Raw genomic sequence first — 15115 nt, forward strand, 5'->3', positions numbered from 1 at the left:
TTCAGTCCGCCCAGTTCGTCGAACGGCTCAACCCCAGTTCGATGTCGCTGGCTGCCTCCTGCACCAAGGGAACCAGCGCTCGCATGTCCTCGACCGATTTCCGGCCGATGTGCGTCGAGAGGTTGATGGCCGCCCGCGCGCGGCCCATCCGGTCCCGGACCGGCACGGCGATCGCGACCAGGCCCTCCTCGAGTTCCTGGTTGACCAGTGCGTAACCCTCCTCGCGTACCTTCTTGAGCTCGGCGCGAAACGCGTCGGGATCGGTGATGGTACGGGGAAGCACGGGCGTCAGTTCGTGGGTGCGCAGGTAGTTTTCGAGGTCCGCGGTCGGCAGGTTGGCCAGCAGCGCCCGGCCCATCGCCGTCGCGTGGGCCGGCCGCCGGGCACCGACGTTGACCGAGATCGTCATCATTGCGGGTCCGGGAACCCGGACGACGTAGACGATGTCGCCGCGGTCGAGGATCGATCCTTCGCTCGCCTCGGCGGTCCCGACGACCAGCCGTTCGAGGCGGGGCAGTGCGATATCGGGAAACGACAGTGCCGAAAGGTATGAATAGCCGAGTTCGAGTGTCTGCGCGGTGAGCTGGAAGCGGTTGTTCTTGACGTCGACGTACCCCAGTTCGGTCAGGGTCAGCAGGAAGCGGCGCACCGCGGCGCGGGTCAACCCGGAAACCTGCGCGATTTCCGAGACGGTCATCGACGGGCGCTCGGCGTTGAACACACGGATGATCGCCAGCCCGCGTTCCAGGGACTGGACGAAGTCTCGTGAGCGACCGCTTCCGTCGGTGGGCCGATCGTCGACCTCGTCGTTGATCTCGGGATCATCGGACCGTCGGGCGGAAACCACGGCGGGACCTCCTTCGGTGGTGGGAACCGGCTGACCCGGCTGGTTCTGGACAATTCGGTTATCGGATGTAGGAGGCGCCGTTGATGTCCAGCGTGGACCCGGTGAGACTCGGACAGGCGTCGGTCGCCAGGAAGGCGATCAGCGTCGCGATCTCGCCGGCCTCGACCAGCCGGCCCATCGCGAGGCCGTCCGCGACAGCCTGCTTCGATGCTTCGTCCTGCCCGGCGATCGCCATGCCGGCGTTGACGACTCCCGGGGCCAGCACGTGAACCCGCAGCCCTTTCGTCGTGTAGTTGCGTGCGAACGTCTGAGCGAGGTTCCGCAGCGCGGCCTTCGACGCCGCATACGCCGTGAGGTCCGGGATTCGTGAACCCTGCTCCGCCGCCCAGCTCGACAGCACGATGACGGTGCCCGACCCGCGTGCGGCAAAGTAGCGTACCGCCTCGCGCATGAGGGCCGCCGCCCCGATCACGTTCACCTGCAGGGCTTCCTGCCAGCCGGCATCCCACACCTCGTCGGGGCCGTCGATGGGAGTGTCCGGGATGACCGCGGCGTTCAGCACGAGCACGTCGATGTCCGGGTGTGCGGCCAGCGCGGACTGCCAGAGTTCGCGCGCGCCGGCCGGCGTGGCGAGATCGGCTTGGAGGACCTGTTTCTGCTTTTCCGGCAGCGCGGCGACGGCCTTCTCGGCGCCTTCGCGCCCGGTTCGGTACTGCGCGAGCACAGTCGCGTTCGAGTCCGCGAGGGCGCCCGCGGTGACCGCGCCGATGCCGCGGGACGCGCCGGTCAGCAGCACCGTGCGGCCGGCCAGGGCGTTCGGATCGAGATACATGTGAGTCCTCCTAATGGATTCCGCCGTCGACGTTGATCAGCTGACCGGTAATTCCGGAGGACAGTTCGCTGGTGAGGAAGGCGATTGTGTCGGCGACCTCGGCCGCGGTGGCGATCCGGCCGAGCGCGGTGGCCCGCGCCGCCTGGTCGAGGGCGGTGTCCACCGGCAGCCCAGTGACCGTTTGCCGGGCCGCCATTCGGGAACGCAGCGCATCCGTCGCGATCGGACCCGGCGCCACGGCGTTGACCCGGACCCCGTCGGGGCCGAGAGCGAGCGCCGCCGAGCGGACCAGGCCGAGCGCCGCGTGTTTGCTGGCGGCGTAGGAAAGAATGTTCGGGTCGCCCCGCCACGAGTTCAGCGAGGCCACCACGGTGATCGTCGAACGCGGGCCGAGCACGCTCGCGGTCTGCTTGATTGTGTTGGCCACGCCGCGGGCGTTGATGGCGAGCACGCGGTCGAAATCGTCGAGATCCATTTCCGCGGGTCGCTGCCAGGACGGGACCACCCCGGCGGCGGCCACGACGGCGTCGATTCCGCCCAGCAGCCGCGCCGCTTCGGCGACCGCCTCCCGCATCGAGTCTTCGGCGCGGACGTCGGCCCGCAGTTCGTGCCAGCCCGCCGGGGGTATCCCGCCGGCTGCCAGGTCGAGTACGACGCCGTGGGCGCCCATTTCGGCGAAGCGGGACGCGACGACCGCGCCGATGCCGTTCGCGCCACCGGTGACGAGCACGCGGCGACCGGTGAGCAGGGCCGGGATCGAGGTGGTCATCGGCTGCTCGCCGCGTCACGCAGGACGGCATGGTCGGCCTCCGCGTCGCCGTCGCGGCCGACATCGACGATGATCTCGTCCACTCCGGCGAGGGCGAGGTCCCCGAGCCGGCGGGCGATGGTTTCGGCTCGGCCGGCGGACTCGACGAGCCGGAGCACGACGTGCAGCCGCGCCGGGTCGCGCCCGCCGGCCGTGGCGGCCGAGCGGACGGTGGCCGTTTCGCCGGCGAGCTGCTCGGGATCCAGCGCGGGCAGAGCCTGCTGGGCGAGCCAGCCGTCGCCGAGCCGGCCGGCTCGATTGAGGGCCGTCGGGGAATGACCGCCCAGATAGAGCGGGATGTCGTGGACGGGTTCCGGGAGGACCAGCGTCCCGGCCGGAAGTTCGTAGTGCGCGCCGGAATACGCCGCGGGCCGGCCTGTCCAGCAGTCGCGCAGCAGCTCGATCCACTCGACCATCCGGGCGCCACGGGTGTCGAACGGGGTGTCGAGCGCCTCGAACTCCTCCCGGAGCCAGCCCGCGCCGATCCCGAGCGCGACCCGGCCGCCCGACATCGCGTCGATGCTCGCGACCTGTTTGGCCAGGAGGATGGGGTTGCGCTGGGGAAGGACGAGCGCCGCAGTGCCGAGACGTACCCGTTCGGTGACCGCGGCCGCCGCCGCCAGCACGACCAGCGCTTCGAGATAAGGCGTCGTCGTCGGCCAGGTCGCCTTGCCATCCGAGCTGAACGGGTACCCCGAAGCGATGACTTCGGGCAGCACCACATGGTCGCTGACCCATAGTGAGTCGAAGCCCGCGCGTTCGAGTTCCCGCGCACGGAGCGCCACGGTGGTCGCGGGTACCCCGGTGCCGGTGTGCGGCAGCTTGACGCCGATGTGCATGCGAGCGAACATATGGACCGCGCGGGTGCACGTCAAGCGCACAACTGATCGCATTGCAGATTCGTGTACGTATTGCGCCCATCCGCTCGGTGTGCAAACATTCCCGAATTCGTGCTGGCCGGCGGCCTTCACGCATCAGCCTGACTCGGTAGCCAGGAGGTGGCCGAACAAGATGGTCGATACGACTCGCAGACACGGAACTTTGACGGGGCTGGACCACATCGGTGTCGGCGTGTCGGATATGGCAGCGTCGCTGCGGTTCTACGCGGAACTGGGATTCACCGACGCCGCCTTCGACTACTCCGGTCCACTGCCGGGGCTGACTGCTGCGACCGGGCAAGACGACACCGAGGCCCGCGTGGTCTTCCTGCGCACGGCCAATCCGACGGTACTCGGCCGGTCGTCGATCAAGCTGGTGCAGATAACCAACCGAGAACAATCGCGAGTGCCTGAAGGGCAGGCGTGGGGCGAGCCGGGGATCTGTGAGGTGTGTGTCCACGTCAACCAGCAGGCCGAGTTCTACCGCAAACTGGTCGCGGGTGGACGCACCGGCCTGATGGAGCCGAACGAAGCGGACCTGCCACCGTACGAAACCCACTGTGGACTGTCGTACGTGGCTGATCCGGACGGAGCCAAGATCGAACTGATCGAGTGGTCGACGCTGGAAGCAGGCTGGCCCGTGGAGCCCGGCCCGCAAGGGGTCAACCACGTCGCGTTCGGGGTTTCCGACCTCGACCGCACCCGGGAGTTCTACCGCGGGCTCGGCTTCACCGGACAGCTGTTCGAGTCTGATGGGTACTTCGAGCCGATGCACCCGTGGTTCCACCCGCGCACCCCGCCCCGCCAGCGCATGATGCTGCTCACCAGTCCACTCGGTGGTGCGCTCGAACCGGTGCAGCACTTCCCGCCGTCGCCGGACATGCGCGGCGAGTGGGGCCACCTCGGGACGTTCGAGTTCGCCATCGGCGCGCGCTGCATCGACAGCGCGCTGGAGTACCTCGCCGCGAATGGCATCGAACTCGTCGACGAGCCGGCCACGATCGACCTCGGCGGCGGTGCCACCTGGCGCTACGCCTATTTCCGAGATCCCGATGATCTCTACGTCTGCGTCACGGAGGTCCGCGCATGAGCGCGCTCGACACAGTGGACAACAACGACAACAGGGCTGCCCCGATCGTCCGGCTGCGCGGTTTGCGCAAGTCGTTCGGCAACGCCGAGATCCTGCGGGGTATCGATCTCGACGTGGTCACCGGCCAGCACGTGGTGATCTTCGGCCCGTCCGGCTCGGGCAAGTCGACCTTGCTCCGCAGCCTCAACATGCTCGAGCAACCGACCGCGGGCTCGCTCCAGGTCGATGGCGTGGAATACGGCCCAGGCTTACCTGACGAGCCCTCCGGTCGCCGGGGAAAGGTGCTGGATCTGCGGCGCACGGTCGGCATGGTGTTTCAGCAGTTCAATCTTTTCCCGCATCTCACCGCGCTGGACAACGTGGCGCTGCCGCTGCGTTCGGTTCGCGGGCTCAAAGGCCGGGTCGCGCAACGGAAAGCGGCCGAAGCGCTGCGCCGAGTCGGCTTGCTGCCGCGAGCCGCGCATTACCCGCAGCAGCTCTCCGGCGGACAGCAGCAGCGGGTCGCGATCGCCCGTGCGTTGGCGATGGATCCGAAAGTGATGCTCTTCGACGAGCCGACCTCCGCGCTGGACCCGGAACTGGTCGGCGAAGTGCTCAAGACCATGCGCGAAGTCGCCGAGACCGGCATGACGATGGTCGTGGTCACCCACGAACTGGGCTTCGCCAAAGAGATCGGAGACCTCAACGTGTTCATGGAAGACGGACTGGTCGTCGAAAAGGGACCACGGGGCTTCTTCGAGAAGTGTGAGAGCCCCCGCGCGCGCGAGTTCATCCTGGCGGTGCGCTCATGAATATCGGGAACTACGACTGGGGTCTCATCTGGGCCAACCACGACGCCCTGCTCAGCGGCCTGCTCGTCGCCGTTCAAGTGTCGGTCGTCGCACTGGCCGTCTCTGTTGTCGGTGGACTGCTGCTTGCCGTCATGCGACTGTCGAAGCCGCCTCTCTCCTGGATCGCGGTCGCCTACATCAACGTGTTCCGTGGTGTGCCCGCACTGGTCAGCGTCATCTGGGTGTACTTCGGGGTGGCGCTGCTGCTCGGCGTGAACTTCAGCGTCTTCCAGGCCGGTGTGATCGCGTTGTCGCTGCTGTACAGCGCCTTCATGGCGGAAATCTTCCGATCGGCGCTTGGTGCGATCCCGGCCGGGCACAAGGAAGCGGGGCAGGCGCTGGGAATGCGGGGGACCAGGATCTTCTTCTCGGTCATCCTGCCCCAGGCCATCAAGATCGCACTGCCGAATCTCGGCAGCATGTTCATCGGGATGCTCAAGGACACCTCGACGTTCACCGTCATCGGCCTGCTGGAGGTCGTCCGGGTCACCCAGAACCTGGTTGCCCAGAGCTTCCAGCCCTTTGTGCTCTACACCGCGGCCGCGGCTATTTACGTACTCGCGGCCTTTGTCATCGACGTCTTGTTCCGACTCGTCGAGGGCGCGTACGCCAGCCCCCCGCGCGGTGCGATTTCGCAGGTCCTGCGATCCCGCAAACGGCGGCGTATCCAGCAGCTCATGGCGGAGGTCGGCGTCTGACCGAGCCGGCGGACCAGCCGGTCCACAGTCCATTTCGGCCCGTTCTAGGAGAGGAAACCCTGTGACCAGGAGCGTGAAATCGAGACCCGCCAGAAAGCTGGTCATCGCGTGCGCCGCTGTCGTGTCCGCTGTGATCCTGGCGGCGTGTGGCAGAGGCGGTACGTCCAGCTCAGGCACCAGTTCCGGTGCCGCCGGAGGCAACAACGACCTCGGCCTGATGCAGGCTGGGACCCTGACCGTGGGAATGAACCTCCAATTCAAACCCGAGATGTACCTCGATGCCGCCGGCAAGCCCGCCGGTTACGACGTCGACTTGCTCACCAAGCTCGCCACCGAACTCGGTGTCAAGCTCAGCATCCAGAATCTCGACTTCAACGGGCTCATTCCGGGTCTGCAGAGCAAGAAGTTCGACATGGTCTCGGTCGGCCTGACCGCGACCGACGCGCGTAAGCAGGTCATCGACTTTTCCCGCGCCTACGTCCCATACACCAGCGTGCTGGCGGTCGCCCAGAACGACAACTCGCCCGCGACGATCGCGAACTACAACGCCGCCGGCAAGACCATCACGGCGTTACAGGGGTCGACCGGTGAGGCGCTCGCGAAGTCGACCTTCCCGTCGGCCTCGGTCAAGAGCTTCAGCGAACAGAACTCCGCTCTGCTCGAGGTGGCCACCGGTCGCGCGAGCGGCAGTGTGCTCGAGGACTACATCCTGGCCCAGTACCAGAAGGCCAACCAGAACCAGGTGAAAAAGGCCGCCTTGCCAAAGCCTCTCGATCTGTCCTACGGGTCGTGGGCCGTGCAGAAGGGCAGCAGTGCGCTGCAGAAACGGCTCGACACGTTCCTATGCAAGGCCCAGACCGACGGTTCGCTCGGTCAGCTGTACAACAAGGATTTCGGCGTGACCGAATTCCCGGCCATGCCGGCGGGATGCTGAGTGCTGGGCGGCAGTCCCGACGCTGACGTGCTTGTGGTGGGCGGTGGTCCGGCAGGCATCTCAGCTGCCCGGGCCGCCGCCCGGGCAGGGCTGAAGGTCGTGCTCGCAGACGAGCGACCTGCTCTCGGCGGTCAGATCTACAAGCAGCCGGGTCCGGGTTTCACGGTCACGGACGCGGCCGCGATGGATCGCCAATTCCGGTACGGCAGGACGCTGATCGACTCTCTCGACGGCACCGGCGTCGACGTGCGGTTGCGCACCGGTGTCGTGGCCGTCGAGGGGAGCCGGGCCGTGCTGGTCACCGAAGGAGAGCCGGCGGTGACCATCCAGGCGCCGCGGATGATCCTGGCGCCCGGCGCGCACGACCGGCCGGTCGCGTTTCCCGGCTGGACTTTGCCCGGTGTGATCACCGCCGGCGGCTTGCAGACGCTGGCGAAAACCCAGCGAGTACTTCCGGGGCGGCGGATCCTGTTCGCGGGCGCCGGGCCGGTCGCGTTGGCCTTCCCGGCACAACTGGCCCACTACGGCGCGAACATCGTGCTCGCCCTGGAAGCCGGGCCGGCACCGAAGGCAGCCGACATCCTGAACCTCGCCCGGGCGGCTCCGGGCAACACCGGCCTGCTGCGCGACGCGGTGCGGTATCGCACCGGCCTGCTGAGACACCGGATTCCCTTGCGGTACGGGCGGATCGTCGTCCGCGCGGAGGGCGACGGGAAGGTGGAACGGGTCGTGCACGCCGCCGTCGGACCGGACTGGCGGGTGCGTCCCGGTACCGAGCAGACCGTGGACGTGGACGTGCTCTGCGTCGGCTACGGTTTCGTGCCCTCGCTCGAACTCATGCGCCTCACCGGCTGCGAGTTCGACTACGAGGAGGACCTCGGCGGCCATGTGGTGCGGCGCGACGAGTGGCAGCGGACCACCGTCGAAGGTGTCTATGCGGCAGGCGACGGCGCCGGTGTCGAAGGTTCGTTCGTCGCCGTCGACGAGGGCACCATCGCCGGTCTCGCCGCAGCGGCGGACGCGGGTGTGCTCGCCGCCGACACCGCGGCCACGATGGCAGCGCCCGCACGCCGCCGGCTCGTCCGCCGGCGTGCGCTCAGTGCCGCGACCACCCGGATGTACCGCGTCGGGCCCGGGGTGTTCGAACTATCCACAGAGGACACAGTGATCTGCCGGTGTGAGGTGGTCCGCCGGCGAGACCTGGCCGAGGCTATCGAGTCCACCGAGGACATCAACGTGATCAAGGCCTACACCCGCGCCGGAATGGGCCTGTGCCAGGGAAAGAACTGCCAGCGCCAGATCGCCGCCCTGATCGCGAGCCGGCACGGCCGTGCGGTCTCGGCCATCGCGCCGGCCACCCCCCGCATGCCGGTGCGGCCGGTGCCGATCAGCGCGCTCGCCGATCACGACATCGTCGGCCCCGGCCTGTTCGTACCCGCCGACACGATTTCCGTCGAAACCCCGCTCGTCGAAGAGAAGGAGTCGGCACCGTGACCGACGCGCCCGGCCGTCAGCACTGGGTGTCCGCCGAGACCAGCGGAGCGGCCCTGCCTTCGAGCACCGACATCGTGGTCGTCGGCGGCGGGATCGCCGGCACGGCAATGGCCTACTACCTCGCCAAGGGCGGCGCCGAGGTCGCCCTGATCGAGCGCGGCGAACTCAACCGTGAGGCTTCCGGCACGAACGCCGGCAGCTTCCACCTCCAATTGGCCATCCACCAGCTGTCCGGGCAGGGCACCGAAGCCGACCGCGACCGCCTGCTGGCCGAGGCCAGGCTCAGCCTCGAGGCGTTCGAGGTCTGGCGGGAGCTCGGCAAGGAACTCGGCGGTTCCCTCGACGTCCATCTGACCGGTGGCTGGATGGTCGCCGAGACTCCTGAGCAGTTACGGATCCTGCGCGACAAGCACGAGCTCGAAGAGCGTGCGGGGATCGAAACCGAAGTGGTCGGCGGCGACGAACTGGGCGCGCGGGCGCCCTACCTTTCCCCCGGGCTTCTCGGCGCGACCTACTGCCCGATGGAAGGGCATGCGAACCCACTGGTGGTCGCGCCGTTGTACGCGTTGCGCGCGGCCGAGAACGGGGCCGTCGTCCGCACCCACGCCGATGTGCGAGCCATCGAAGTGCACCGGTCCACGGGTTCCCGGCGGTTCACCGTCCATACGGGAGCCGGGCCGATCGACGCGCACCGCGTGGTCGACTGCGCGGGAGCATGGGCCGGCGAACTCGCGGGGATGGTCGGGATCAGGCTCCCCGTGCGCAGCGAGGGACTGCACGTCAACGTCACCGAACCGCGCCCGCCGATGTTCACCCCGATGATCCAGCACATCGGCCGCCGGCTCACCCTGAAACAGACCGAGAACAATACCTTCATCATCGGTGGCGGGTGGCCCACGCCGACGGCGCCCCAGCCGAAACGCTATCCGACGAGCTGGCGCAGCGCGGCGGGCAACACCGCGGTGGCCGTGTCGGTGGTGCCCGGGCTCGCCGACGTCCGGGTGGTGCGGACCTGGTCCGGGGTGATCGTGTTCACCGACGATTTCTCGCCCGTCGTCGGTGAATCCGTCCGGGTGCCCGGATTCCACGCCTGCGTGTCGTCGACCGGGTTCACCTTCAGCCCGTTGTTCGCCCGGCAGCTCGCCGAGCAGATGCTCTCCCCGTCGGCCGCTTCCCCGTTCCCGCAACGGTATTCGCTGGACCGGGGCCCCGCCTTCCCCACGAACCGAATGGAGCAGACATGAACCGCGACGACGTCGACTGGCAGGGCTACTTTCCGGCCTTCGTCACCCCGTTCACCGAGTCGGGCGAGCTCGATCTGACCACGCTGCGCGCGCTGGTGGACCACTATGTGGCCGAGGGCATGCACGGGATCGTGGTCAACGGAACCTGCGGCGAGTGGTTTTCGCAGGCGGCCGACGAGCGGCGCGAGGTCGCTGAGGCCGCCATCGAGCAGGCCGCCGGGCGGATGCGCGTCCTCGTCGGCTGCACCGCGTACACCGCGAAGGAGAGCGCCGAGTTCGCGCGGCACGCCCTCGCGGCCGGCGCCGACGGCGTGCTGGCTTCACCGCCGCCGTACGCGAAGCTGTTCCCGGACGAGGTGATCGCGTTCTACGAGGACATCAACGCGGCGATCGACGGCCCGCTCGTGGTCTACAACTGGCCGCACGGCAGCGGGGTCGACGTCGGACCGGAGCTGGCCGACCGCCTGGCCGACATCGGCCAGATCGTGGCGATCAAGGACAGCACCCCCGACGCGGACCAGTTCTTCGAGACCTCGCGCCGGGTTCGCGACCGGGTGCGGGTGTTCGGCCCGTACCTGAGTGTGCGGGGCCTCGAGGTGCTGCGCACCGAGGGCGGGGACGGCACGGTCGGTGGCGGCTCCCTGTTCGGAAGGCCTGACCCGGAGTTCTGGGAATCGGTCTGGCGCGGAGAGTTCGCCGGTCCGGCCGCACACGCGGAAGCGAGCGACCGGCTATTCCCGAAACTGTGGCTGCCCGGCGGCTGGGCCGGCAAGTACGGCGCGTACCAGAGCCAGCTCAAGGCGCTGATGGTGATGCTCGGCCAGCCCGCCGGGCACGTCCGGCGCCCACGGCTGCCGATCACTGACGAAGAGAGCCTCGCGGCCATGCGGGCGGTGCTCGTCGAAGAAGGCCTGCTGCCGGTGGCGGCTCGGCCGTGACGGTCAGGCGACCTCGGCTCCCGGCACCGCGTGGGCTCGAACGGGGGCCGGCGGTCACCATCACCGTCGACGGCACACCCACCACGGCCTACGTCGGCGAGAGCGTCGCGGCGGCCTTGCTGGCCGACGGTGACCTGTCGACCCGGACAACCTCCGGCGGCGAACCCCGCGGGCTGTTCTGCGGGATGGGGGTGTGCTTCGACTGTCTGGTGGTCGTCGACGGGGTGCCCGGTACCCGCGCCTGCGTCACCTGGGTGCGCGAAGACATGGAAGTCTCCCGGCAGGACGGGCCCGGCTTTCCCCGGGGCGCCGGGGATGGCGGGGCCGGTGGTGACCCGGGCCGTGCGCCGGCCGGTTGAGCCCGGCCGGCGCACGGCCCGGCGCTCAGCCGGCCAGCCCGTCGACGCAGAGGTACTTCAGCTCGGTGAACTCGTCGATGCCGTGCCGCGAACCCTCGCGGCCGACGCCCGACTCCTTGACCCCGCCGAACGGCGCGCCTTCGTAGGAGATGAGCCCGGTATTCACCCCGACGACGCCGAACTCGAGATTTTCGCCGACCCTCCACATGCGACCGAGGTCGGTGGTGAAGAAGTAGGCGGCGAGGCCGAATGGCGTGTCGTTGGCGACGTCGACGGCCTCGTCCTCGGTCTCGAACTTGAGCACCGCGGCGACCGGGCCGAACGTTTCCTCGTTGGCCACCAGCATGTCCCGGTGCACCCCGATGAGCAGTGTCGGCTCGAAGAAGGTCTGCCCGAGCGAGTGCCGTCGCCCGCCGCTGAGCACACTGGCCCCGCCTTCGACCGCGTCGCCGATGTGCCGCTGCACCTTTTCGATCGCGGCCTCGGAGATCAGCGGGCCCTGTTCGGACCCTTCCTCGAACCCGTTCCCGACGGTCAGCGCCTCGATGGCGACCTGGAGCCGCTTGACGAACGCGTCGTGGATCCCGGACTGCACAAGGAGTCTGTTGGCGCACACGCAGGTCTGGCCCGCGTTGCGGAACTTCGAGGCCATCGCCCCGGCGACCGCCGCGTCCAGATCAGCGTCATCGAAGACGATCAGCGGTGCGTTGCCGCCCAGTTCGAGCGCGACCTTCTTGACCGTGCGCGCACTCTGCGCCATCAGCAGCTTGCCGACCTCGGTGGAGCCGGTGAAACTCAGCGCACGCACCGCGGCGTGGCTGGTCAGGATTTCGCCGACCAGTACCGGGGGACCCGGCACGACGCTCAGCACACCACGCGGAATGCCCGCCCTGACCGCGAGTTCCGCGAGTGCGGTGGCCGACAGCGGGGTCTCCTCAGCGGGCTTGATGATCATCGGGCAGCCCGCGGCCAGCGCCGGGCCCGCCTTGCGCAGGATCATCGCCGACGGGAAGTTCCACGGGGTGATCGCCGCGGTCACCCCTACCGGCTGGCGCAGGGTGAGCAGGCGCCGACCTTCCACGTTGGTCGGAATCACGTCGCCGTAGGTGCGCTTGCACTCCTCGGCGTACCACTCGACGAACCCGGCGCCGTACAGGATTTCGCCGCGCGCCTCGGCGAACGGCTTGCCCTGTTCCGCGGTGAGGATGGTGGCGAGGTCGTCGGCGTGCTCGACGATCAGGTCGTACCACCGGCGCAGGATGCGGGAGCGGGCCGGAGCGGGCAGGCGGCCCCAGGCGGGCGCGGCGGCGTCGGCGGTCGTGATGGCGCGCTCGACGTCGGCCGCGGCCGCGCTCGCCATCCGCGCGATGACCACGCCGGTGGCCGGGTCGACGACCTCGGTCCGCTCGCCGCCGGAGCCGGGTGTCCAGGCGCCGTCGATGAACAGGTCCTCGCGGAGCAGATCAGCGTCACGCAACAGGGAACGGTCGAACCTCGAGTCCACGATGACTGCCTCCAAAGTCGAGATTTTTCTGCACAAAAGGAACTAAACGTACGGAATTCGAGTGACTCCCGAGCTCAAGTGGCCGGAGTGCGCCCAACGGTACGCCAGGCGGCCGTTTCTTGCTACATTGATCGTGCGGTCGTCGAGACCGCCTTCCCTAACCCTCACGACGGATGCGTAGGCCTATGACCATCGAGGACATCGACAAAGAGTTTGTGTTCCACCCCTTCACAAACCTCCGTGAGCATGAGAAGAACGGACCGCTCACCATCGTCAAGGGACACGGGTCGACGCTGATCGACACCCGCGGCAAGACCTATCTCGACGCGCTTGCCGGCCTGTGGTGCGTCAACATCGGCTACGGCAACACCGAAATGGCCGAGGCGTTGCGTGCGCAGTCAGAGCAGCTCTCCTACTACCACACGTTCGCCTCGATGGGGAACGAGCCGGTCGCGCATCTGGCGCAACGGCTGGTGGAGATGGCCCCGGGCACGATGTCGAAGGTGTTTTTCGGCAACAGCGGTTCCGACGCGAACGACACCCAGGTGAAGCTGGTCTGGTACTACAACAACGTGCTGGGCCGCCCCGAAAAGAAGAAGATCATCTCCCGGGATCGCGGCTACCACGGCGTGACGGTGATGTCCGGCAGCCTCTGTGGCCTGCCGGGTATGCACGCCGGCTTCGACCTGCCACTGCCGATGGTGCACTTCACCCGCGCCCCGCACCGGCTGTGGGAGCAGCAGCCCGGGGAGAGCGAGGAGGAGTTCGTCCGCGGCCTGGCCGAGGACCTCGAGCGGCTGATCCTCGCCGAGGGGCCGGAGACCATCGCCGCGTTCATCGCCGAACCGGTCCAGGCGGCGGGTGGCGTGATCGTCCCGCCGGCGTCCTATTTCCCGGCGATCCAGGAAGTGCTGCGCCGCCACGACATCCTGCTCATCGCCGACGAAGTGGTCTGTGGATTCGGCCGCACCGGTGAGAACTTCGGCTCGCCGGTGTTCGGCATGCGGCCCGATCTGATCACCGTCGCCAAGGGCATCACGTCGGCGTACCTGCCCCTCTCGGCCTGCCTCGTGTCCGAGCAGGTGTGGGACGTGATCGCAGGTGGCTCCGAGCGGTACGGCGTGTTCAGCCACGGTTACACCTATTCGGCCCATCCGCTCGCCGCGGCGGCGGCGATGACCAACCTCGACATCATCGAGCGCGACGGCCTGGTGGCGCAGGCGAAAGCCCGCGGCGACCACTTGGCGGAACGCCTGCGTGCCGAGTTCGGCGGCCACCCGCTGGTAGGCGAGGTGCGTGGTTACGGACTGCTGGGCGCGGTCGAGTTCGTGCGCTCGACCGACCCGCTGGTCTCCTTCGACCCCGCACTGAAGGTGTCGGCCGCGATCGTCCAGCGCAGCCGCGAGCTCGGGGTGATCACCCGCGCTCTGCCCGCCGCCGACACGATCTCGTTCTCGCCGCCGTTCGTAGTCACCGAGGCGGAACTCGACGAAATGGTGTCGGTGACCCGGCAGGCACTCGACGACGTGGTGGCCCGGCTGAGGCTTCTGCCGTGACCGCTCGCGTCGGTGTCGTGGTCAACCCGATCGCCGGGATGGGCGGCCGGGTCGGGTTGCATGGCACCGACGGCGCGGCGTTGTCGGCGGCGGTCGCTCGCGGGGCGGGTGCCGTCGCGCCGCACCGTGCCCGCCGCGCCTTGAACACACTCCACATGCTGGCTCCGTCGCTGCCGATCATCACTGGCGATGGACAGCTGGGCGCCGACCACCTGACCGGGGCCGGCTGGACCGTGGAAACGCTGCCCCGCACAGGTTCCGGACCCACCACAGCGGCCGACACCCGAGCCGCGGTGCGGGCGATGGTCAAGTCCGGTGTCACCCTCGTGCTGTTCGTCGGCGGAGACGGCACCGCCCGGGACGTCGTCGAGGTGACGGGCACCGGCGTGCCCGTGCTGGGCGTGCCATCCGGCGTGAAAATGCATTCGGGGGTGTTCGCCACCGGCCCGGAGACAGCCGGAGAAACCGCCGCCCGGTTCGCGGCGGATCCCGCCCGGATCGGTGTCGCCGACGCCGAGGTCGTCGACCTCACCGAGGGTAGCTCGCCTCTGATGTTCGGCATCGCCAAAGTCCCCAACATCAGCGGTTCCTTGCAGCGCGCCAAATCCGTGACCGTCCGCGCCGACGACGGGGAGCTCGTCGCGCTGGGCCGTGCGGTGGCGGGTGAGATGCGAGACGATCGGCTGTACCTGCTCGGCCCGGGCACCACGGTCGCCCACGTCAACGCCGCGCTCGGGCTGCCCGCCGCGCCGCTCGGAGTCGACGCCGTGCTGGGAGGCCGGCTGATGGCCGAGGACGCGAGCGAGGCCGAACTGCTGCTCCTGCTGCGGCGACATCCGGCCGCGACCCTGGTACTCGGGGTCATCGGCGGCCAGGGTTTCCTGCTGGGACGGGGAAACCAGCAGATCAGCGCCGCCGTGCTGGACGCGGTGGGCGCCGCCAACATCGAGATCCTCGCGGCTCGCGACAAGATCGCCGCGCTCGACCCGCCGGTGCTGCGGATCGACATCGGTGACGAGCAGGCGAGCACTCCGATCACCGGATACCGCCGAGTCCGTACTGCCCGCGGCCGGAGCACCGTCTTACGAATAGCGACCAGCTAA

15 protein-coding genes are annotated in these 15115 nt (G+C 68.6%); 10 read left to right on the top strand and 5 right to left on the bottom strand.

The window, feature by feature from the left end; all coding sequences use genetic code 11:
- Window position 1 precedes the first annotated feature (1 nt).
- The 4 genes from JWQ81_RS03875 to JWQ81_RS03890 are packed head-to-tail and all read right to left on the bottom strand — an operon-like array spanning window position 2 to window position 3326.
- Complete coding sequence (locus tag JWQ81_RS03875) at window positions 2-847, bottom strand: IclR family transcriptional regulator C-terminal domain-containing protein (protein ID WP_297537505.1); 846 nt, start codon at window positions 845-847, stop codon at window positions 2-4.
- A gap of 58 nt (window positions 848-905) precedes the next feature.
- Window positions 906-1679 carry an SDR family oxidoreductase gene (locus JWQ81_RS03880; RefSeq protein WP_297537507.1) on the bottom strand — a complete coding sequence of 258 codons (774 nt, stop codon included), beginning with the start codon at window positions 1677-1679 and terminating at the stop codon, window positions 906-908.
- A 10-nt stretch (window positions 1680-1689) separates the two neighbouring features.
- On the bottom strand, window positions 1690-2448 hold the full coding sequence (locus JWQ81_RS03885; protein ID WP_297537509.1) for an SDR family NAD(P)-dependent oxidoreductase: 759 nt from the start codon (window positions 2446-2448) through the stop codon (window positions 1690-1692).
- Entirely contained in the window at window positions 2445-3326 is an 882-nt protein-coding gene (locus JWQ81_RS03890; RefSeq protein WP_366942253.1) for a TIGR03619 family F420-dependent LLM class oxidoreductase, read from the bottom strand. Before JWQ81_RS03890 ends, JWQ81_RS03885 begins: the two co-directional genes overlap by 4 nt.
- Window positions 3327-3498: 172 nt before the next feature.
- Here JWQ81_RS03890 and JWQ81_RS03895 point away from each other — a divergent pair, with 172 nt between their 5' ends.
- The 8 genes from JWQ81_RS03895 (at window position 3499) to JWQ81_RS03930 (ending at window position 10952) form a co-directional block, all read left to right on the top strand.
- Window positions 3499-4455: a VOC family protein gene (locus tag JWQ81_RS03895; RefSeq protein ID WP_297537519.1), complete on the top strand. Its 957-nt coding sequence runs from the start codon at window positions 3499-3501 to the stop codon at window positions 4453-4455.
- Complete coding sequence (locus tag JWQ81_RS03900) at window positions 4452-5246, top strand: amino acid ABC transporter ATP-binding protein (RefSeq protein ID WP_297537521.1); 795 nt, start codon at window positions 4452-4454, stop codon at window positions 5244-5246. Before JWQ81_RS03895 ends, JWQ81_RS03900 begins: the two co-directional genes overlap by 4 nt.
- Window positions 5243-5983 (top strand): amino acid ABC transporter permease, encoded by a 741-nt coding sequence (locus JWQ81_RS03905; RefSeq protein ID WP_297537523.1) that lies wholly within the window; start codon window positions 5243-5245, stop codon window positions 5981-5983. The genes JWQ81_RS03900 and JWQ81_RS03905 overlap by 4 nt, the downstream gene beginning before the upstream one ends.
- A 61-nt stretch (window positions 5984-6044) precedes the next feature.
- Window positions 6045-6917, top strand: a complete 873-nt coding sequence (locus JWQ81_RS03910; RefSeq protein WP_297537524.1) for an ABC transporter substrate-binding protein — start codon at window positions 6045-6047, stop codon at window positions 6915-6917.
- Entirely contained in the window at window positions 6918-8411 is a 1494-nt protein-coding gene (locus tag JWQ81_RS03915; RefSeq protein ID WP_297537526.1) for an NAD(P)/FAD-dependent oxidoreductase, read from the top strand. It abuts the gene before it with no gap.
- Window positions 8408-9655: an FAD-dependent oxidoreductase gene (locus JWQ81_RS03920; RefSeq protein WP_297537528.1), complete on the top strand. Its 1248-nt coding sequence runs from the start codon at window positions 8408-8410 to the stop codon at window positions 9653-9655. Before JWQ81_RS03915 ends, JWQ81_RS03920 begins: the two co-directional genes overlap by 4 nt.
- On the top strand, window positions 9652-10593 hold the full coding sequence (locus JWQ81_RS03925; RefSeq protein ID WP_297537530.1) for a dihydrodipicolinate synthase family protein: 942 nt from the start codon (window positions 9652-9654) through the stop codon (window positions 10591-10593). Before JWQ81_RS03920 ends, JWQ81_RS03925 begins: the two co-directional genes overlap by 4 nt.
- Window positions 10590-10952 (top strand): (2Fe-2S)-binding protein, encoded by a 363-nt coding sequence (locus JWQ81_RS03930; protein WP_366942254.1) that lies wholly within the window; start codon window positions 10590-10592, stop codon window positions 10950-10952. Before JWQ81_RS03925 ends, JWQ81_RS03930 begins: the two co-directional genes overlap by 4 nt.
- Window positions 10953-10977: 25 nt before the next feature.
- On the opposite strand, the gene JWQ81_RS03935 is transcribed toward JWQ81_RS03930, so the two are convergent.
- Complete coding sequence (locus JWQ81_RS03935; RefSeq protein WP_366942256.1) at window positions 10978-12414, bottom strand: NAD-dependent succinate-semialdehyde dehydrogenase; 1437 nt, start codon at window positions 12412-12414, stop codon at window positions 10978-10980.
- A gap of 227 nt (window positions 12415-12641) precedes the next feature.
- Between JWQ81_RS03935 and JWQ81_RS03940 the strand changes: the two genes are divergently transcribed.
- The gene (locus JWQ81_RS03940) at window positions 12642-14012 is read left to right on the top strand and encodes an aminotransferase (protein ID WP_297537534.1); all 1371 of its coding nucleotides are present in this window, start codon (window positions 12642-12644) and stop codon (window positions 14010-14012) included.
- Window positions 14009-15115, top strand: a complete 1107-nt coding sequence (locus JWQ81_RS03945) for an NAD(+)/NADH kinase (protein ID WP_297537537.1) — start codon at window positions 14009-14011, stop codon at window positions 15113-15115. The genes JWQ81_RS03940 and JWQ81_RS03945 overlap by 4 nt, the downstream gene beginning before the upstream one ends.

It is taken from the genome of Amycolatopsis sp., from assembly GCF_025464955.1.
Lineage (GTDB): Bacteria > Actinomycetota > Actinomycetes > Mycobacteriales > Pseudonocardiaceae > Amycolatopsis.

Coding starts and splice junctions, on each gene's coding strand:
- JWQ81_RS03880 (WP_297537507.1), bottom strand. CDS start 1,679: ATGTATCTCGATCCGAACGCCCTGGCCGGCCGCACGGTGCTGCTGACC.
- JWQ81_RS03885 (WP_297537509.1), bottom strand. CDS start 2,448: ATGACCACCTCGATCCCGGCCCTGCTCACCGGTCGCCGCGTGCTCGTC.
- JWQ81_RS03890 (WP_366942253.1), bottom strand. CDS start 3,326: ATGCACATCGGCGTCAAGCTGCCGCACACCGGCACCGGGGTACCCGCG.
- JWQ81_RS03895 (WP_297537519.1), top strand. CDS start 3,499: ATGGTCGATACGACTCGCAGACACGGAACTTTGACGGGGCTGGACCAC.
- JWQ81_RS03900 (WP_297537521.1), top strand. CDS start 4,452: ATGAGCGCGCTCGACACAGTGGACAACAACGACAACAGGGCTGCCCCG.
- JWQ81_RS03905 (WP_297537523.1), top strand. CDS start 5,243: ATGAATATCGGGAACTACGACTGGGGTCTCATCTGGGCCAACCACGAC.
- JWQ81_RS03925 (WP_297537530.1), top strand. CDS start 9,652: ATGAACCGCGACGACGTCGACTGGCAGGGCTACTTTCCGGCCTTCGTC.
- JWQ81_RS03940 (WP_297537534.1), top strand. CDS start 12,642: ATGACCATCGAGGACATCGACAAAGAGTTTGTGTTCCACCCCTTCACA.